At 41.5% G+C, this 15,739-nt stretch carries 15 protein-coding genes; 9 read left to right on the forward strand and 6 right to left on the reverse strand.

The features are described 5' to 3' along the window. Nucleotides 1-118 precede the first annotated feature (118 nt). Both B5D77_RS16540 and hppD read left to right on the forward strand, forming a co-directional pair. A complete protein-coding gene (locus B5D77_RS16540) occupies nucleotides 119-823 on the forward strand; it encodes an SDR family oxidoreductase (protein WP_008206099.1) in 705 nt (234 codons plus the stop codon). Nucleotides 824-982: 159 nt separating this feature from the next. Next, nucleotides 983-2,068 carry a 4-hydroxyphenylpyruvate dioxygenase gene (gene hppD / locus B5D77_RS16550; protein WP_106909225.1) on the forward strand — a complete coding sequence of 362 codons (1,086 nt, stop codon included), beginning with the start codon at nucleotides 983-985 and terminating at the stop codon, nucleotides 2,066-2,068. Nucleotides 2,069-2,099: 31 nt separating this feature from the next. Here hppD and B5D77_RS16555 read toward each other — a convergent pair whose 3' ends face one another. Together B5D77_RS16555 and B5D77_RS16560 are read right to left on the reverse strand one after the other, a co-directional pair. Then, nucleotides 2,100-2,636, reverse strand: coding sequence for a TIGR02281 family clan AA aspartic protease (locus B5D77_RS16555; RefSeq protein ID WP_008206095.1), 537 nt, complete (start codon nucleotides 2,634-2,636; stop codon nucleotides 2,100-2,102). A 102-nt stretch (nucleotides 2,637-2,738) separates the two neighbouring features. Continuing rightward, the gene (locus B5D77_RS16560; RefSeq protein WP_008206093.1) at nucleotides 2,739-3,080 is read right to left on the reverse strand and encodes a histidine triad nucleotide-binding protein; all 342 of its coding nucleotides are present in this window, start codon (nucleotides 3,078-3,080) and stop codon (nucleotides 2,739-2,741) included. Nucleotides 3,081-3,311: 231 nt separating this feature from the next. Between B5D77_RS16560 and B5D77_RS16565 the strand changes: the two genes are divergently transcribed. After that, nucleotides 3,312-4,787 (forward strand): YifB family Mg chelatase-like AAA ATPase, encoded by a 1,476-nt coding sequence (locus tag B5D77_RS16565; protein WP_369751920.1) that lies wholly within the window; start codon nucleotides 3,312-3,314, stop codon nucleotides 4,785-4,787. A gap of 515 nt (nucleotides 4,788-5,302) precedes the next feature. Here B5D77_RS16565 and B5D77_RS16575 read toward each other — a convergent pair. After that, on the reverse strand, nucleotides 5,303-6,607 hold the full coding sequence (locus tag B5D77_RS16575) for a hypothetical protein (RefSeq protein WP_106909227.1): 1,305 nt from the start codon (nucleotides 6,605-6,607) through the stop codon (nucleotides 5,303-5,305). Between the two features lie 198 nt (nucleotides 6,608-6,805). On the opposite strand from B5D77_RS16575, the gene B5D77_RS16580 reads away from it, so the two are divergent. After that, the gene (locus tag B5D77_RS16580) at nucleotides 6,806-7,234 is read left to right on the forward strand and encodes a hypothetical protein (RefSeq protein ID WP_002798813.1); all 429 of its coding nucleotides are present in this window, start codon (nucleotides 6,806-6,808) and stop codon (nucleotides 7,232-7,234) included. Nucleotides 7,235-7,341: 107 nt separating this feature from the next. Here the strand turns inward: B5D77_RS16580 and B5D77_RS16585 are convergent, their stop codons facing one another. Then, complete coding sequence (locus B5D77_RS16585) at nucleotides 7,342-7,659, reverse strand: hypothetical protein (RefSeq protein ID WP_253257637.1); 318 nt, start codon at nucleotides 7,657-7,659, stop codon at nucleotides 7,342-7,344. Between the two features lie 856 nt (nucleotides 7,660-8,515). Here B5D77_RS16585 and B5D77_RS16595 point away from each other — a divergent pair. Then, nucleotides 8,516-8,989 (forward strand): CRR6 family NdhI maturation factor, encoded by a 474-nt coding sequence (locus B5D77_RS16595; RefSeq protein WP_106909228.1) that lies wholly within the window; start codon nucleotides 8,516-8,518, stop codon nucleotides 8,987-8,989. Nucleotides 8,990-9,083: 94 nt separating this feature from the next. Beyond that, nucleotides 9,084-10,292, forward strand: a complete 1,209-nt coding sequence (locus B5D77_RS16600) for a 4-hydroxy-3-methylbut-2-enyl diphosphate reductase (protein ID WP_008206058.1) — start codon at nucleotides 9,084-9,086, stop codon at nucleotides 10,290-10,292. Between the two features lie 467 nt (nucleotides 10,293-10,759). On the opposite strand, the gene B5D77_RS27780 is transcribed toward B5D77_RS16600, so the two are convergent. Together B5D77_RS27780 and B5D77_RS16615 are read right to left on the reverse strand one after the other, a co-directional pair. Continuing rightward, nucleotides 10,760-10,945 carry a hypothetical protein gene (locus tag B5D77_RS27780; RefSeq protein WP_008206056.1) on the reverse strand — a complete coding sequence of 62 codons (186 nt, stop codon included), beginning with the start codon at nucleotides 10,943-10,945 and terminating at the stop codon, nucleotides 10,760-10,762. Between the two features lie 4 nt (nucleotides 10,946-10,949). Continuing rightward, complete coding sequence (locus B5D77_RS16615) at nucleotides 10,950-11,795, reverse strand: hypothetical protein (protein ID WP_008206054.1); 846 nt, start codon at nucleotides 11,793-11,795, stop codon at nucleotides 10,950-10,952. A 458-nt stretch (nucleotides 11,796-12,253) separates the two neighbouring features. Between B5D77_RS16615 and bchL the strand changes: the two genes are divergently transcribed. From bchL to B5D77_RS16640, 3 genes are all read left to right on the forward strand, one after another. After that, the gene (bchL, locus tag B5D77_RS16625) at nucleotides 12,254-13,123 is read left to right on the forward strand and encodes a ferredoxin:protochlorophyllide reductase (ATP-dependent) iron-sulfur ATP-binding protein (protein ID WP_002773281.1); all 870 of its coding nucleotides are present in this window, start codon (nucleotides 12,254-12,256) and stop codon (nucleotides 13,121-13,123) included. 329 nt (nucleotides 13,124-13,452) lie between these two features. Beyond that, nucleotides 13,453-14,130 (forward strand): DUF5331 domain-containing protein, encoded by a 678-nt coding sequence (locus B5D77_RS25935; protein ID WP_254053087.1) that lies wholly within the window; start codon nucleotides 13,453-13,455, stop codon nucleotides 14,128-14,130. A gap of 30 nt (nucleotides 14,131-14,160) precedes the next feature. Next, nucleotides 14,161-15,561, forward strand: a complete 1,401-nt coding sequence (locus B5D77_RS16640) for a ferredoxin:protochlorophyllide reductase (ATP-dependent) subunit N (RefSeq protein ID WP_002740797.1) — start codon at nucleotides 14,161-14,163, stop codon at nucleotides 15,559-15,561. The last annotated feature ends 178 nt before the right edge of the window (nucleotides 15,562-15,739 follow it).

Here is a 15,739-nt window from a genome sequence, read left to right on the forward strand (position 1 = left end):
CATTGTCACGGTTTATCCTATCAGAAGTTGGTTAACCCTTAATCAAGGGGTTGGGTCCGGCGATGATTTTCCCGTTGGAACAGTTTACAATAAGATTTGTAAAGAATTATCAATAATTATGAGCGAAAAAGTTGTCCTGATTGTCGGTGCTACGGGGGGGATCGGTGCCACTTTAGCCCGTAAACTAGCTGTTAATGGTCATAAACTCGTATTAGTGGCCAGAAATGCCGATAATTTATCTAATTTAGCTGGTGAGTTGTCTTGTCCCTCGTTAATTGTGCCGACGGATATCACCAATCCCACTCAGGTGGAAACTTTGATGGCAAAAATTGTCTCCCATTACGGCCGGTTGGATGTGTTGGTTAATGCGGCCGGAGCCGGTGTGATGAAACAATATAATAAAATCACGCCGGAAGATTTAGATAAAATGCTCGACCTCAATCTAAAGGGGAGTTTTTATACCTGTCAGGCTGCCGCTAATGTGATGAAGGAAAATAAAGCTGGTCATATCTGTAATGTGGTGGGAATTTTAGGTAAGCATTCTATGGCTATGGCTGCCGCTTATTGTGCTTCTAAGTACGGGGTGGTCGGTTTTAGTAAATGTTTGGCCGATGAGTTAAAACGCTATGGTATTAAAATGACTTTATTCTATTTTGGTGGTGTCGATACTCCTTTTTGGGATCAGGTGAGCTTAAAAGTTGATCGCACTAAAATGTTAACCGCTCAAACCGCCGCCGATGCTATCTATTTTGCCATGAATGCTGAACCCCAAGCCGTCCCCATGGAAATTAATATTCAACCCGATAGTCATCTCTTTTTTTAATCCTCAGGAGTCAGGAGTCAGGAGTCAGTTATCAGTTATCAGTTATCAGTTATCAGTGTTCAGATTTGAGTTGTCAGTCAATAGCATTAAGTGGCAAGTTCGGAGTTTTATTTTCAATGTTTACTGCTCACTGAAAAAAACCTTTTTTTGACTTTATCTATGTTTGTTGATCATATTCATTTTTATGTAGAATCGTCCAAAAAATGGCGAGATTGGTTTGTGCGGGTGATGGATTTTCAGGCGATCGCAAGTTTAGTTAATCTCCACACACACACGGAAATAGTCGGCAATGGCATCCAAAAAGATAAAACTAAACAGATTATTTTTATCTTATCTTCTCCCTTAAATTCCCTTAGTCCCGTGGCGGAATTTTTAGGTAAATATCCTGAAGGGGTGGCGGATGTAGCTTTTCAAGTGGAGGATTTAGACACTTTAGCTAGGAGAATTAAACAGGATATTTTTATTGAGGAAACTGTTTTGGCTAGGGGTAAGATAAAAAGCTGTCAAATCTCTAGCATTGCTGATCTCAAACATACGTTAATTGAAAGGCAGGGAATCACGCCAATTTTAGCCGATCCTCATCTGATTCAATACGATAGTCAGCAACAATATAATCAGGATATTCTGGCAATTGATCACTTAGTTTTAAATGTTTTTCAAGGGAATTTAGAGTTAACAGCCAATTGGTATGAGGAAAATTTAGGCTTTAAAAAAAGGCAAACTTTTACTATTAAGACGGAGCGTTCTGGTCTTTATTCTCAGGTACTTGTTTACCCGAAAACTGAATTAAAATTACCGATTAATGAGCCAGATAGTAACAGTTCTCAAATACAAGAATTTTTAGATATTAATCAAAAATCTGGCATTCAACACATTGCTTTAAAAACCGAAAATATTGTGAACTTAACTCAAAAATTAAGAGAAAAAAAGATAGAGTTTTTATCAGTTCCCGACAGTTATTATCAACAAATTAACTATCAAAAAAAAGATTTTAATATTGCTGATTGGGAATGGTCAGAAATTAAAAAACAGGAAATTCTCATCGATTTTGAACAAAATAGTCATTCCCTCCCAGAAAAGCCGACTTTACTGCAAATTTTCACTAAACCAATTTTTTCCCAGCCGACTTTCTTTTTTGAATTAATCGAGCGACGTCATGCCGCTAGAGGTTTTGGAGAAGGCAACTTCCGGGCTTTATTTGAAGCGATCGAACGGGAACAAATACAGAGAGGAACTTTAGATTAGAGTCAGAAAAGCGATAATTTTTCCCATGAGACTATGAACGATAACGTAATTCAATCACATCTTTTTTGATCGTGACATCATAGGAACCAAAAAAAGTTTGTCCCAAGAGTCCTAACCCTTCCATTTGGGGAGAAATACCAACAATCTGATTAGATAAAGCCACCTCGCCCACTTTAACAGAATTAATGCGACCAAGATACACAGTAACGACACCGCCGGCGGTATGAGCGAGTACTTCCTTTTCCCGTTTGACTTTCATCGCTTTCGCCATGGCATCGGTGAGGACGATACCACTAGCTCCCGTATCAAAAAGCATTTCATAATAGTGACGGTTATTAAAAACTACCATCACCGTGGGAATGCCGTTAACCCGGCGTTGAATCGGTAGCTGATAAACTTGCGGGGAATTTTTCCTATTTCTGGATGAACCGCCACAGAGACGGCTAAGATCTATGTGTTGTCCATCTGCTCTTTGGAGAAAGCATTCCGATTGAGCGAGAGTCGTAGGGGTGAAGGGAAATAACAGCAGGGTGCTGGACAATGCGATCGCAGAAATAGACCTATTCATGGGTTCAACAGAAGCAAAAAATAACTAAATCGAGAAGACTGACTCGGAAAAGAACGCTTCTAGCTCTAAAATTCCCCAAAAATGGGGGAAAATAACAGGAGTTTAACCCGGAGGCCAAGACATTGAGCGATCGCCTAAAAGATGGACATGAAGATGATCGACGGTTTGACCTCCATGTTCCCCATTATTGATCACTACTCGATAACCTTGACTTAATTTAGCTTCGGCGGCCACTTTTTTAACAGTTAGTAACAAATGTCCCAATAAATCGCGATCGCTGTCGCTGGCTTCCTCTAGTTTCGGAATCGGTTTTTTGGGGATAATGAGGATATGGGTGGGTGCTTGGGGATTAACATCTCGAAAAGCGAGAACTAGATCATCTTCATAGACGATCGAGGCAGGAATTTCTTTCCGGATAATTTTGCTAAAAATAGTCTCGCTCATAGACAAATTGCTTTTTTTTTAACTATACCATTAAGCTCTCAGCTTTTCTGGTTAGGTTATCCCCAGAAATAGGCTGATTTTCAGGTTAAATTCCCAGATAAAATCATTTTTATGCGGAAAACTAGCCTAACATCCTGTTTCATTTTCCTAAGAACTCACTTTATTTTTACTTGAGCCAAAATGTTAGCAAGGGTTTGGAGTGCGGCAATTATCGGCATCGATGCCATTAAAATCGGGGTAGAGGTGGATGTATCGGGGGGATTACCCGGAATTGCCGTGGTGGGTTTACCCGATACCGCCGTGCAGGAGTCGAAAGAAAGGGTAAAAGCTTCCCTAAAAAATGCCGGATTTGCCTTTCCCATCCGCAAAATTGTCATCAATTTAAGTCCCGCCGATATCCGCAAAGAGGGGCCGATTTATGATTTACCGATTAGTATCGGCATTTTAGGAGCCTCCGAACAGGTAGAAGCCGATTTATTGGGGGATTTTCTCTTTTTAGGTGAATTATCCCTCGATGGTAGTTTGCGTCCCGTGGCGGGGGTTTTACCGATTGCTGCCGCCGCCGAAAAAATGGGGATCAAGGGTTTAGTGGTTCCCGCCGATAATGCCAAAGAAGCAGCCGTGGTCAAAGGCGTACAAGTGTATGGGTTTCGTCATCTATCGGAAGTGGTAAATTTCTTAAATGAACCCGATCGCTATTCACCGATGACTTTTAACGCTGCCGAAGAATTTGGGCGATCGCGGGTAAATCTTCCCGATCTCAAGGATGTTAAAGGTCAAGCAATTGGCCGTCGGGCCCTGGAAATTGCCGCAGCTGGAGGTCATAACCTAATTTTTGTCGGGCCACCGGGTAGCGGTAAAACCATGTTAGCGCGACGTTTACCCGGAATTCTGCCCCAGCTTACCTTTGCCGAATCCCTAGAAGTCTCCCAGATTCATTCCGTCGCTGGATTACTAAAAGATCGAGGTTCTCTGGTGCGCGAGCGTCCTTTTCGCAGTCCCCATCACTCCGCTTCCGGAGCGGCGCTGGTGGGAGGTGGCACTTATCCCCGACCGGGGGAAATCTCCCTTTCCCACCGTGGTATTTTATTTTTGGACGAATTAACGGAATTTAAGCGCAGTGTCTTGGAATATCTCCGACAACCCCTAGAGGATGGTTATGTGAGCATTTCTCGCACTCGTCTTTCCGTCGCTTTTCCGGCCCGTTTTACCTTGGTGGCCAGTACCAATCCCTGTCCCTGTGGTTATTACGGTGATTCGGTGCAACCCTGCAGCTGTTCACCGCGACAACGGGAACAGTATTGGGCGAAATTATCGGGACCGCTTTTAGACCGTATTGACCTACAAGTGACGGTAAATCGCCTGAAACCAGAAGAAATGACCCAAGAGAGTCGGGGAGAAGCTTCTGAGCAGGTGCGGCAACGGGTAGAAGGGGCCCGACAAAAGGCCAGCGATCGCTTTCAGAATACGGGGATTCGCTCTAATGCGGAGATGAATTCCGAGCATTTGCGGCGTTTTTGCGCTCTTGATCATAGCAGTCGCCATATTTTAGAAGGGGCAATCCGAAAATTGGGTTTATCGGCCCGAGCAATGGATCGCATTCTCAAAGTTGCCCGCACCATTGCCGATTTAGGAGATAGTGAAATGCTGAAAAGTTCCCACGTTGCCGAAGCAATTCAGTATCGCACTCTTGATCGTTTAAGTTAGGGTTTGCGGCAAAAAGTTTGTTGGTGGGGTTAGGAGTCGGTCGTCAGGATTCAGGATTCAGGAGGCAGTATTCAGGAGACAGGAGACAGTATTCAGGAGATAGGAGTCAGAAAGCAGGGCTCTTCTAGGTTCTGTGTGATAAGTTTAATTGACATAGGATCGATCGATCTTTGTGTCCTTTGTGTCTTTGTGGTTCGTTCCACCCCCTCGCTCTTGAGAAATGTATCTTAGAATACATTTTACCCACCAAAGCTGGGAGAGCCAAAGCAGGAGTCGGTCGTCAGGAAATAGGGTGATAGGGTGGTAGGGTTTTGGGGTGATAGGGTGATGAGACAGCTTCCCCACTTCCCTACTTCCCCACTTCCCTACTTCCCTACTTCCCCACTTCCCTACTTCCCTACTTCCCCATTCCCCACTTCCCCATTTCCCCACTTCATAATTCATAATTCATAATTCATAATTCCCACACCCCACACCCCACACCCTACACCCTACACCCTCTTTCAAGTCAGGAGTCAGGAATCGGGGGATTCTAAGCGTTTTTGCCATTCTTGATCGATTTTATCCGAGCGCTCGATCTCTTGTTCGAGATAGTCTTGATCGGTAGAATAACTAATATCAGCATCCCTAATCACTTTTTGGTCAGCGAATTGACGAGAGTAGGCCAGTTTTTGCTCTAATTCAGGATTATTTTGGGCTAATAGATCTGCTCTTTTTTCTCGCTGTTGATTGCGTTGATTAACCCGCTCATTTCTCCACTGCAAAAAGAAATAACGACCGAGGGGAATCCCCAAAAAAGCAGCGGCATAACTGAGGAGAAAACCGTAGATCCCTGTGACTATCGACCCCAGAGAACCGCTCAAATCGACACTATCACTGTTGAGCAAATATCCTAAAACTAAAGCGAGGATAAAGTTAACCGCCCCTAAACCTAAAGCTAAGATAATTTGACCGCTATCCGCTTCGCTAAACTTCCAGCGTTTTTCCTTTAGATAGGGCGAAACTGTTTGTAATTTTCTCTCTTTGGTTGTCACCTGTAGATCGGGAAAATAATAGATAATATCACCTCGATCGGACACTTGCGGCAACCCATTAAAGCGAGTTAAAACTGGGAGTATATAGTCTTCTGTCTCCTCATGACTAGGGGTAATACTATCGAGATAGGGGGAAATTTGTGGAGCAATAATCGAGCCACGATTATTTTGAATTACTTTACCGATAGTTTGCCAGCGTCTCTCCTCTAAATTAAAATTAGGATCGCCATCGCCAAAAAGAAAAGAAAAAACTGCCTCGAGAAAATTCATCTTACTAGGGGGTTTGTCTGCCTTAACTTCCCGATCTCTTCTTTCGTAGTAGTTATTACCAAAATCGGGATAAAAAATCCAGAAAAAGTCCGTGGGAAAGAAGTTAATATTAATTTTGCTATCTCCAGAATTGTTATCCGAGTCATTATCTTTAAACATTAAGCCGATCAGGATCGCTAGGATAGCCAGCAACAGGATTAAAATCGAAATAATTAAAACAATGCCAAAGGAAATGCGGATAATATAAAAAACTACTCTCCAGATTTTACTGGCGAAAGCTTTTAACTGCAATTGCCAATATTTATTCAGAAGAATCGAGCGAAAATTTTCGGGAAAAAGATAGATAATCTCCCCCGTGTCTGCTACCTGTAAATGTCCCCCCGCTTCCGCAGCTAAAACTAATAATCCCTGTTGTGCAGCGTTAATCTCTAAACCCGATTTTGCCGCCACATCACCCACCGTAACCCGATAGCCTAATTTTTCGATCGATTGCAATAGAGACTCTTGGGGATTCATAGAAAATACTGTTCCTGTCGATTGTCCTCTTTTCTAGTTTAGTTTTGATTGTGTCTTTTTGGCAGCGGCTATCTGGATTGACAGGCGCGGCATTTTGGACTCGATCGAGAAAATATCGTTATAATTGTTCCAATAGTCGCAAAAAGCAGGGCTAAACTGTATAAATAGTTACTTTATAAGCAATTATCAGAGGTGAGCATGAATGCGTCGGAACAGGCAAAAGGATTAGAATTAACGGCGAAGATCGCCACACTCGTCAACCTGTTTAAACAACAATTCCCCGATGCAAAGGCAGATCTGAAACCTTGGCGCAACGATCCCCACACAAGGGAGTTAACGGATCCCGACTCGATCGATATCGCTTTCCATTTTCCCGGTTGGAGTCCCAGAATTCAAGGGCGCAGTATTCTGGTACAAATTCGTTTTCATCTCGATAGCGAGGATCAGCATCAGCGTTTGATTGGCTTAGAAATGCAGGCTTTTAACCATCAAGGAACCGCTTGGCGACTATCTACGGTGGAAAATTGGCAATTAGTCGGCAATTATCAACCTTCTGCTAAGGTGGCTGATAAGTTAAAATATTTCAGCCGGCAGGTGTTTGAAGTTTTTAAAAATGAGCATCGATAAGGCTCTTTCGGCACTCTCGGCAAAAGATCGTTATTCGATCGAGATTAAATCGGTCATAATGTCAAGCTATAGGACTAATACTAAATCCGTTGACTATAGGCTACATATCAGGACAGGCAAAAGGCAAAAGAGAAATAGATAATCAGTCTTTGATAACTGGATTTAGTATAAATTAATTCTTGAAAGTGCTTCGCTTGAGCAGAAATTTTTAACATTTTTTCTGGTTGATCGTGAATCTCACTTTTTTGAGAAGGTTTACTGCTGCTCGTAGTTGTTTTAGAAATACTGATATTTTTAATGCTAACAAAGCGATATTGATAGTCCTGAAGAAAATCGGGTTGATTCCAAAATAAGCGTCCGATTTCACGACAATAGGAGACAAAGCATTTGGCTCCTGTTAATTGTTTAATTAAGTAGGTAGGCACAATTATTTGTAGGATGGGTTAGCGGTAGCGTAACCCATGCGGGCGTTGGGTTTCATGCTTCAACCCAACCTACGTTTATTTTATATTTAATTCCACCCACCTACTTATCGATGAATTAGAATCTCTGCTTTTCTTCATTTCTAAACAAAGGATAACTTTTTCATTAGTGGTATTAGCGATAATTATAAAATCTGCACGCTTACACTCACCTTTATCACCAGTAAAAAAACTCATCTAGCTTGATCACAATCACTCGATCGGGTTCAGGCATTCCACTAATCATCCCACCCTGTTTGAGCAAGTAGAGGACTTCTTTAAGACCGCCGGCTGGGTACTTTACCCCGACCTTCAGCCTAAGGGATGGATAATAAACCTCTTGCAAAAGTCAAAAAGTAATCAATCCTGATGCTGAAAGCATCTATTCTTCTTTCTGTTGCCTTTTGCCTTTTGCCTGTTGCCTGACTTCTGCAAGAAGTCTAATGATTATATGCTTACCCTGGGCCGCCTTACCTGCTTCCACTCAGGAGCTACAATCTAGCTGTCAATAGGCTTTGATACTAAATCTGGTTATTAAAAACTGATTATTTATTTCCCCTTTTGCATGAGTGCCTGTTGCTTTTTGCCTCCCCTCTATAAGTAGCCTATACTCAACGGATTTAGTATGAGATGCGCTTACCCTGGTAGGAGAAATCCAACCCTGGGGATTTTAGTCTGGTTTTCCTCTCTCGCTCCGGAGTGAGAGAATAGTCAAACTTAGTTTTTTTGTCCCGATTGAGAGTATTTTCTGAGATAGATCATTGTCGATCTAGGGATAAAAAACAGTAATTTTGCCCGATGTAACCTTTTATTTGCCCCTATGACTGTCAAAATCGCTCTTAAACCCAATCAAATCCAAAATCTCGATCTCTCATCTTTAGAGACTATTATTCAAGATTATCAGTCCCGATCAGCGATCGCCGAACTGGAACAAACTCTACAATTAGAGATAGATTATCCTCGCGCGGAGGGTGATATGCGGGAATTATCGGAGATACCGGAAGTCAGGCTGTGGTTTTTGCGTTTGGATGCAGTTTATCCCTGGTTAATCTTTATTCTTGACCCAAAACAGGGAGAAATCGCCCGTTATGCTGCTATGTTGGTTCCCCATCAATTCCATCGTGGGGAAGGAATTCAATATAATCCCGAAGCTTTGGAGATTTTTGTGATGCAAAAACTCTTTATTTTGTCTGATTGGCTGAAAAGTCAGCAAATTCCTGCTTTATCTCGCTTAAAATTTTTCGCTCAACAGTTTGGTTACGATATCGACGAGGAATTTCTCTCTAGTCTCTAAAAGCTTCCTGGGCTGACTAGATAAGGTATCTTTAATATATGACAAGCTACTGTCTCGACCAATTTAGCGCCACCAATACCCCTATCAGAGAATCATGGATACAAAATCCTTTAAACGTACCCTACAGCAATCGGATAACTATAACCGCAAGGGATTCGGTCACAAAGAGGAAGTAATGGATGCGATGACCAATCAGTATCAAAGCGACCTGATCCAAAAAATTCGTGCAAATAATTATCGTTTACAACGGGGTGACGTGACGATCTATCTCGCTCAAGCTTTTGGTTTTTGTTGGGGGGTAGAACGCGCGGTCGCCATGGCCTATGAAACTCGTCAGCATTTTCCCCAGGAACGTCTCTGGATTACTAACGAAATTATTCACAATCCCTCGGTCAATCAGCGTCTGCGGGCCATGGCCGTGGGTTTTATTCCCGTCGAAAATGGCCAAAAAGACTTTAGTGTGGTGGAATCGGGGGATGTGGTGATTTTACCCGCTTTTGGGGCTAGTATTTCGGAAATGCAAATACTTAACGATAAGGGTTGCATGATTGTGGATACCACTTGTCCCTGGGTTTCTAAGGTGTGGAATTCCGTGGAAAAGCACAAAAAAAAGGACCACACTTCGATTATTCACGGCAAATATAATCACGAAGAAACGATCGCCACTAGCTCTTTTGCCGGCACTTATCTGATCGTTTTAAATTTGGCTCAAGCTAATTATGTCGCTAATTATATTCTCCACGGTGGCGATAAAAACGAGTTTTTAGAGAAGTTTAAAAATGCTCATTCCCAGGGTTTCGATCCCGATCGCGATCTAGATTATATCGGTATTGCCAATCAAACCACGATGCTTAAAAGTGAAACGGAGGAAATTGGCAAACTCTTCGAGCATACTATGTTGAGAAAGTACGGACCGATCGATTTTAAAGATCATTTCATGAGTTTTAATACCATCTGTGATGCCACTCAAGAGCGTCAAGATGCCATGTTTGAACTGGTGAAAGAACCGGTTTCTTTAATGGTGGTAATTGGCGGTTATAATTCCTCTAATACCACTCACCTACAGGAAATAGCGATCGAGCGTGCCATTCCCTCCTATCATATCGATAGTGCCGAGCGCATTCTCCCCGGTAATCGCATCGAACATAAACCTTTAGGGGGTGATTTAATCATCACCGATAACTGGTTAAATGAGGGAAAAATTGCCATCGGAGTTACTTCTGGCGCTTCCACTCCCGATAAGGTGGTAGAAGAGGTAATCGAGAAAATTTTTGCGCTCAAATCTTCTTTAGTCCCCGGTTAATTAGCCTAGGTGTGTTAGCCTTTGGCAATGGCTGCATCTCAATTTTGGAGAAATATCTATGGCTCACCATCAGTTATTTTTATCCGTGGGATTGCTGACAAATTGACCTTTGGGTTAATCATTATCAGTAGAACCGTTCGGCTCTTCTCGTTGGGTGTATCTCACATTTGCAGAAATACCGACTATCAGCAATTATCAGTGACTTTTAAATTATCACAGATATATCAGCAGCCGTCTGTAAGCATCCCACCGAAAAACTAATGCGCGAGGGGTTTGGGGACGGCGCTTGCGTCCCCAACGGGGGGTTTGGGGGGTAGAACCCCCCAAAAGCTTGGATTGAGTGATAAAATCGAAAGTAACGCCCGACTTTAGCAGAAAGTTTCCCCTTAAAAATCCCAACTTAGTGGATTTACAAAAATGAGATGTAGCCTTCTCGTTTCTGTCTGGAAGTAAGGTCCAATATTTTCCTAAAAACGGCGGGTTTTATCGATTCCGTAGATAAAACCCGTCACCACGGAAGAGAGAATTAATAACAAAATTAATCCTCCTGGTAAAAAAGATAATATTCCCATGCCGCGCAATATATAAACTAACACGGTCACTAATAGGAAACCGAGAAAAAGATACTTTAAATAGCTAGAATTTGAGCGCATTTACTTAGATTAACACTTCCTCTTGAGTTAAGTTTAACTTTTCGGCAATCATTGCCAGGATTTTTTCTTCCCTTTTTCCGTTACTGATAGATTCCAGTAAACGGCCATTGAGAATAATTTCTTCCCCGTTGGATAAGGTTAAAATAATCCGTCGGTAACTAGACCCTAAAAAGCCTTTGTAATCTTCTACCTTTGCTTCAACAATTCTCTCTAGAAGATAATCACTTTCGCTTCTAAAAATTAAATGTTGTCGCCTACGGGTTAGGGTAGCCTTGGCTTGATTAAAGACATAACTCTCCCGATAGCTGGCATCATAAAGTAACAACATACCAGACAATAAGCATAACATACCCCAAAGATAATAGCGATAATTATGGTGGTGTTCTAGCAGTGCTGAAAAGGTATCTAGGGGACTTTTGGCAATAATTTCCTGAGTTTGATATCTATTCACAAAACTCTCAAATTGAGTTTTAAAATCACTAGCTGACTGCACATCTCGAAAATTCTCGATGTAGAGATAGTTATTTCTTCCGACCAATAAAACCGTGTTATTAACAGTTTTTTTCTGCTCAACACTGATAAAAACTTCTTGATAGACAGCCGTAGCTTTAATGTGAGTTAAAGAAAAATTTTCCCGACTAGAAACAGGAAAATTATACTCTTGGACATATTGACAATCTATCCTTTTTGTGCCTAACCTAATGCAGTCAAGATAAGCGCGCTGGAAAGAAACCACATAGGCTAAAAACAGCAAAGGAACCCCAGCCAGAAAAAAACCGAGAAAAGGACGATATTTAGGAGCCTTATTCTCTAATAAGAGTGTAGTCAGCGTTTTTTGCTTAACTCGCATGGGAAACCCTAGAGGTACTTTCCTGTAATTCTACTACAGCCTTTCGGTATCCTTCTGGGGATTGATTTATTTAATCTGCTGACCAGGAAAATTGTAATGATTATTCACGAAAATCTGCCATCGGTCTCTAGACTGCCTCTATCTTGACCTTTTTTGTCCCGGTTTGCCACGGTAAAACCCTGTTTATCGAGTTTTTGTAAAGCTTTGGTGGTTTTTTGCTTATTGTTTGTATTTAAAGTAAATGTATAAACAAAGCTGTTTTTATAAGTTTTTATCAATTTCAGAGACTCTATAAGCTCTAAAAAATTATTAAGCTAATTTTTAAGCTTTAAATCTCACTCTAGCTATAGCAGATAAAAATTGAGCCTCTTTCCAAGGAGTGGGGAGATGGTCAATAATTGCAATCAAAGCACTGATAAACAAACTCACCATTCAAGCGCACATTTAGGAGAACTTCCATGCCTTTAACACTCGCAGTCTACGGAAAAGGTGGCATCGGTAAATCGACAACAAGCTGTAATATTTCGGCCGCTTTAGCCAAAAGAGGCAAAAAAGTCCTACAAATAGGCTGTGACCCCAAGCATGATAGCACTTTCACTCTCACCGGCTTTCTTATTCCCACAATCATCGATACCCTGCAAGAAAAAGATTTTCACTACGAAGACATCTGGCCCGAGGACGTTATCTATGACGGTTACGGTGGAGTCAAATGCGTGGAAGCGGGGGGCCCTCCGGCCGGTGCCGGTTGTGGCGGTTACGTCGTCGGGGAAACGGTAAAATTATTAAAAGAATTGAACGCTTTTGATGAATTTGACGTGATTTTGTTCGATGTTTTGGGGGATGTGGTCTGTGGAGGATTTGCCGCACCCTTAAATTACGCCGATTACTGCATAATTGTCACAGATAACGGCTTTGATGCTCTTTTTGCCGCCAATCGCATCGCTGCTTCCGTCCGCGAAAAAGCGCGCACTCATCCCCTGCGACTAGCCGGATTAATTGGCAATCGCACCTCAAAACGGGATTTAATTAATAAATATGTGGACCATGTTCCCATGCCAGTGTTAGAAGTTTTACCCTTAATTGAAGATATTCGCGTCTCCAGAGTTAAAGGTCAAACTCTCTTTGAAATGGCCGACAAGGATCCGATGTTAAGTTACGTTTGTGACTATTATCTCAACATTGCCGATCAGATTTTAGCCAAACCAGAAGGAGTTATTCCCAAAGAATCTGCCGACCGGGAGTTATTCACTTTATTATCGGATTTCTATCTTAATGCCGATAAACCCAAAGTTAACGCCGAGGCGGAATTAGATCTAATGATGGTTTAGATTATTTTGTCGGGTGGGTTAGCTACAGCGTAACCCACCAATAACCACCAATAATCACCAATAAACTCTTTTTCTGGGTGGGTTACGGCGAATAATTAACTTATTAGTTAATAGCCTAACTTATCGTCGCCTAACCCACCCTACCCACTGGGTGGGTTACGGCGAATAATTAACTTATTAGTTAATAGCCTAACTTATCGTCGCCTAACCCACCCTACCCACTTATTAGTTAATAGCCTAACTTATGGGACAAAATGAGCAACTTTTAGGAATTAAAAGCCACCTTACCGAGGCAATGGTTAGATTACTACCAAAATAATCAAGCTTGGATTAAGTGTTTAATGAATTCCAGAGGCTGGTGGCGAAAAACTCCCGACGGTGGTAAACGTCCCAGTGCTGACATAATTATAGCGGCAGCAACAGCCTTAGAACCTAAGTTATCAGTGTGGATGTATCCCTTTTGTCAACTTAGTTCCGATGGGGACAAACTGGTAGAAGTCTTAGGACTAAATTTTGATTCTGAAAAAAAGGAGTTGGAAAAATCGGAAAAAGAATTACTGATGTCTAATTCGCACACTGAATATCTCAACGGATTCCGAGAAAAACAATTATCAGTCGAAAAAAACAAAGTAATTATTTTCGAGGAATTGCAAGAAATCTTACCAGATAAATGGTTAGATTACTACCAAAATAATCAACCGTGGATTAAGTCTTTAATGGATTCTAAAGATTCGTGGCGAAAAACTCCCGACGGTGGTAAACGTCCTAGTGCTGACATCATTATAGGTGCAATGACCGTTTTAGAATCTCAATTATCAGTGTGGATGTATCCCTTTTGTCAGCTTAATTCCGATGGGAACAAACTGCTAGAAGTTTTAGGATTAAATTTTGATCCTGAGAAGAAACAACTAGAAAAAAAAGAAAGAGAATTAAGTAATTCTTTATATCCTACTGAGGATCCTGTACTGCAAAAAATCCGCCAAGAGTTACAACGAGAAAGGCTGTAAATAAACCAATTTAAAGGAGAACCTAAAAACATGACTGCCACTCAAGAACCGAGCGCTTTACAATTTGATTGTGAAACCGGCAACTATCACACCTTTTGTCCGATTAGCTGTGTTGCTTGGTTATACCAAAAAATCGAAGATAGTTTCTTCCTTGTTATCGGCACAAAAACCTGTGGTTACTTCCTGCAAAATGCCATGGGGGTGATGATTTTTGCTGAACCACGTTATGCCATGGCTGAATTAGAAGAAGGGGATATTTCCGCTCAACTAAAAGACTACGAAGAATTAAAACGCCTCTGCTTACAAATTAAACGAGATAGAAACCCTAGCGTTATCGTTTTTATCGGTACTTGTACCACCGAAATCATCAAAATGGACTTGGAAGGATTAGCGCCGAAACTAGAGTCAGAAATCGGTATTCCTATCGTGACAGCACGCGCTAATGGTTTAGATTATGCCTTTACCCAAGGGGAAGATACCGTCCTCGCTTCCATGGTGCATAAATGTCCCGAAAAAGTTAAGCACGAAGATGAAAAAGAAGAACGGAATGCCATCCAGAAACTCCTAACTTTTGGACGTAAAAAAGAAGAAATTAAACAGGAAGAATCGGAATATAAAGACCATCCTCCTTTAGTTTTATTTGGTTCCGTTCCCGACCCAATTGTGACCAATTTAACCCTAGAATTGAAAAAACAAGGAGTTAAAATTGATGGTTGGTTGCCGGCCAAACGGTTTACTGAATTACCAGTAATTGAAGAAGGTTATTATGTCGCTGGTGTCAATCCTTTTCTATCACGAACTGCCACCACTTTAATGCGTCGTCGTAAGTGTAAATTAATTGGCGCACCCTTTCCCATCGGTCCGGATGGAACCCGCGCTTGGATAGAAAAAATCTGTTCTGTTTTGGGAGTACAACCGCAGGGATTAGAAGAAAGAGAGGCAAAAATTTGGGAAAGTTTAGAGGATTATCTGCAACTTGTGCGCGGTAAATCGGTCTTCTTTATGGGGGATAATTTACTAGAAATTTCTCTGGCACGTTTCCTAATTCGTTGCGGGATGACTTGTGATGAAATCGGTATTCCCTACATGGATAAACGCTACCAAGCAGCCGAATTAGCATTACTAGAAAAAACCTGTAATGATATGGGTGTTCCCATCCCGAAAATCATCGAAAAACCTGATAACTACAATCAGATTCAGCGCATTTACGAGTTAAAACCCGATTTAGTGATTACAGGAATGGCCCATGCAAATCCCTTAGAAGCGCGGGGAATTAACACTAAATGGTCAGTAGAATTTACTTTTGCTCAAATTCATGGTTTTACCAATGCGCGAGATATTTTAGAATTAGCTACTCGTCCCCTGCGTCGCAACAATAACCTCAAGGAATTGGGTTGGGACAAGTTAGTTAAAGAGTCAGCAAAAGTGTAAATTTGTTTTCAAAAGGCTACAATCATCAGGTAAGGAAAATTAATTCCTTACCTTTTTTCTGTGATTGTTTGCCGATTCTGAGGACAATTCTTGTTCAAATGCTCAACAAGTGCATAAAATAAGTAGGTGGGTGGAATTAAATATAAAATAAACGTAGGTTGGGTTGAAGCATGAAACC

The sequence above is a fragment of the Microcystis sp. MC19 genome (genome assembly GCF_003019735.1).
Lineage (GTDB): Bacteria > Cyanobacteriota > Cyanobacteriia > Cyanobacteriales > Microcystaceae > Microcystis.